Below are 3,697 nucleotides of genomic sequence, written 5' to 3'. Positions count from 1 at the left end.
TGGCCTCCATTGCATTGGCATCACTGGTCAGCTTAACACCAAAGCCGGCAGCCGGTGCTCCATCACAATCGGAAATCTGGGAAGTAGTTTTGGCGCCGGTTTCCACCCTGGCTACGTCCTTTAAGTAGACGCAGGACCCATCGACATTGGCCTTCAATACGATATTGCCAAATTGCTCCGGAGTAACCAGACGTCCTTCCACACTGCCTGTATATTGCTTTTCCTGATTTCTCGGGGTTGGCATCTGACCAATGGTACCAGCCGCTGCCTGAACATTTTGTTCCCTGATGGCGTTTGACACATCAGAAACCGTAAGGCCCAGCTCAGACAACCGGTCAGGATTAAGCCAAACACGCATGGAATAGGTGGAACCGAAGGTGGTAACATCACCAACACCCTGAACGCGTTTGATTTGGTCAATAAGATAGATGTTGGCATAATTCATCAAAAAGGTGCGTTTAAAGGTATTGTTTGGTGAAAGTAAGGAGAACACAAAGGCCATGTCACTGGAGGACTTTTTGGTGGTAACACCGGCAGTCTGTACATCAGTAGGCAGGCTGGCATTTGCCGTAGATACATTATTCTGTACCAATACAGCATCCATATCACCATCAGTACCTAAGTTAAACTTTACATCTAAGCTGTAGACGCCACTATCATCTGAGGTTGAATTCATGTAATCCATCCCCTGGGTACCATTAACCTCCTGTTCAATTACCTGGGCTACAGTCTGATTGATAACATTGGCATTGGCACCGATATAGGTGGTGCTGACATTGACCGTTGGCTGAGTAATCTGGGGGTATTGGGCAATTGGCAGGCTAAGACCTGACACTGTACCCAGAATAACGATAATAATGGACACAACAATGGCGAAAATCGGTCGATGAATAAAAAATCGTGCCATAATTCCCGCCTCCTTAGGACTCGTTTACGATGTCTTTGGATTCCTCAAATGAGAAGCCCATATCCTGAGCAGTTACCATGGTAACATCCAGGTCTTTTCCGGACTGGAGATTGGTCAGGCCATCTACAATAACCGTATCATCCTTGGTTAAGCCGTCCTTGATAATATAGTAGCTTCCTACCTTTTCGCCTAAAGTAACCTTCTTGGAAAGGGACTTGCCATTCTCGTCTACCACCAGCACGAAGGATTCATCCAAAAGCTGCTGTACGGCACGCTGAGGTACCAAAATGGCGTTCGGCGTGGTAAGGCCCACAAATCGTACCCTGGCAAACATACCGGACAATAAAGCCGCATATGGATTAGGCAGGATAGCCTTTATGGTAAGGGCACTGGAGTTGTCCTTAAAGGAACGGTCGGCAGCAGTTATTTTGCCCTCCAAAGGATATTCCTTGCCGTTGGACAGGATAACCTTTACATTAGGCGGCTCCATCTCGGCTCCGCCAAGGGCCTTCTTCTCCATGTACTTGGCCAATATATTAAGGTATTCTGTTTCACTTATATTAAACTGAACATATATTGGATCATGGGAACCGATGGTTACAAGGGTGGTGGAACCGGCCATGGCATATGTTCCCACTGCCACATCATCCACGGATACCTGACCATCCATTGGTGCATAGACGATGGCATCCTGAAGATTTTCCCTGGCCTTCTGCAAAGCGGCCCGCTTGGATTCTACAGTGGCCCGATTGGCAGCCACATCCTCCCGTTGGTTAACCAGGGACTGTTCAGAAATCGCCTTATCGCTGAACAGCATTTCATCGCGGTCCAGCTCGTCCTGGGCAGTCCGAAGGTCGGACTCGGCCTTATGCAGGTTGGCTTCAGCCTCCAATACCTCCATCTCATATTGCCGGGAGTCAATTCGGAACAATGGCTGGCCGGCATGGACCTCGTCGCCGCCCTTGAAATATTTTTCCATAACACTGCCTGAAATCCGGGAATGTACTGTAACCTCATCTACCCCCGTCAAATGTCCTGGGTAGCTATAGGAAATTGGTACATCCTGTTGAAGGACCTTCATGGCCTTTACCGGAGTTTTTTGAGCCTGGTTGTCGGCCTCTCCCCCACAGCCAGCAAATAAGATGCTTGTCATCAAAGCAAGGGCTCCCACAACAGCCCCTGCTTTTTTTCCATAAGAACCTAACACCATTTATTCCCCCTTCTTCTCGCTGTTTTCCATGGCCTGACGATAAGGCTCAACATCTAAATCAACGGGAACGCCCATTGCAGTATCCAGATTAGCCTTGCTTATATTGTATTTGTACAATGCCGAAATATAGTCACCCTTGGCGGAAACCAGCTTCTTTTCCGCATCCATAACCTCCAGGTTGGTGCCCACACCGGCGTTATAACGGACCACTTCAATACGGTAATCCTCCTGGGCCTTGGCCAGAGCCTCGCTCATGGTATTGATGTTTTCCTCCGCTGCCCGCATATTTAAATAGGCCGTATGCACATCCAGCTTCACATCATTTATCATATCCTTTAATTCCGCTTCAGCCCGATGTACAGCAGCTTTCTTTCTATTGACCTGGGCGGCTGCTATGCCACTGTCCCAGATATCCCAATTTAGGTTAATTCCTGCGCTCCAGCTGTCTGAATTGACACTGTCGGTTTTAAAGGGTGAACTTCCCCCAATATTTCGGCTGACGGCCGCATCCACCTTTGGCCGCATACCTGACTTTGCTGCCTCCATCTCCGCCTTTTTCTGCTGCAGATTATAGTGCTTTTGGAAAAGGTCCGGGCGATGGAGCATGGCGTATTCATCGCATTCAGGTAAAGTAAAATTGTACAATTCATACTTTAATTGCTCCCGGGGCACCGTTTCTGTTTCAGTGGGCAGCCCTACATCGTTATTAAAGGTTGCAGTGGCCACCCGTAAATTATTGGTGGCGGTAACCAGCTGGAGCTTTTCCTGAGCAAGGGAAACCTCGGAGCTGAGTACATCCTTTTGGGCCACCACACCAGCCCGCAGCTTGGAATTTACATTATCCAAATGGGCCTGGAGATTGTTTACAGATTCCTGGTACACCTCTACTTCGCTGCGGCATTTCAGAATATTGTAATAATCACTGGATACCACATCCCGAATATTCTGCTTGGTGCGCTCCAGGATAAGCTCCGCCCCGGAAAGGCCCAGCTCGGCTGCCTTTATATTGTTTTCAACCCGTCCGCCGGAATACAGAGGCATAGTCATGGAAAACTGATTGGAATACAAGCCGTTATGCGACCAGTCTTCATAGGCCTTGCCCCCTACCCGAGCTGCACCGCTTGACCAGCTTACCTTAGGGCCGCCGTTTCGCCTGGCTTCCCGCAGGCCCCAATAGGCACTGTCCAAATCTGCCGCACTTTCTTCAATATCATAATTGCGCTCCAGGGCCATGCGAATGCCATCATCCAAGGTGATGTCCATGCGCTCTGCCGACACTGTTCCACCAGCTGTCAGCAAACTTAACAGCACAGCGGCTGCCAACCCCTTTTTCCTGCTGAATTTCATATTCTTTCCCCCTTGTATATCTCAAATGAATTTAGAACTAACCATATGTCAATTAATTAATAAATAAAACATCCCGGATAATATCATTCTATTTCAATACATAAAAATCCTGCATTTTTACTCAAATAATAAAAATTTTTTACATAGAAAACTCCGTGCAAAACGGTGTTTCGCACTGCGCCCTTACAACGAACACTAAGCTCCCACTGCGCCGTAGGCTTGTGCTCACTAAG

Annotated in this window: 3 protein-coding genes; all 3 read right to left on the bottom strand. The window is 48.1% G+C overall.

Annotation, left to right across the window (positions count from 1 at the left end; all coding sequences use genetic code 11):
* A partial coding sequence (locus Q0Y54_RS12245; protein ID WP_297968482.1) for an efflux RND transporter permease subunit occupies positions 1-907 on the bottom strand: 907 nt, incomplete at its 3' end.
* Between the two features lie 13 nt (positions 908-920).
* Complete coding sequence (locus Q0Y54_RS12240) at positions 921-2,117, bottom strand: efflux RND transporter periplasmic adaptor subunit (RefSeq protein WP_297968479.1); 1,197 nt, start codon at positions 2,115-2,117, stop codon at positions 921-923.
* Entirely contained in the window at positions 2,118-3,464 is a 1,347-nt protein-coding gene (locus Q0Y54_RS12235; protein WP_297968476.1) for a TolC family protein, read from the bottom strand.
* Positions 3,465-3,697 lie beyond the last annotated feature (233 nt).

This window comes from uncultured Anaerovibrio sp. (assembly GCF_947302755.1).
In the GTDB taxonomy this organism is placed as follows: domain Bacteria; phylum Bacillota; class Negativicutes; order Selenomonadales; family Selenomonadaceae; genus Anaerovibrio.
The sequence above is the reverse complement of the archived record's forward strand: the minus strand, read 5'-3'. Positions and strand labels throughout refer to the sequence as shown.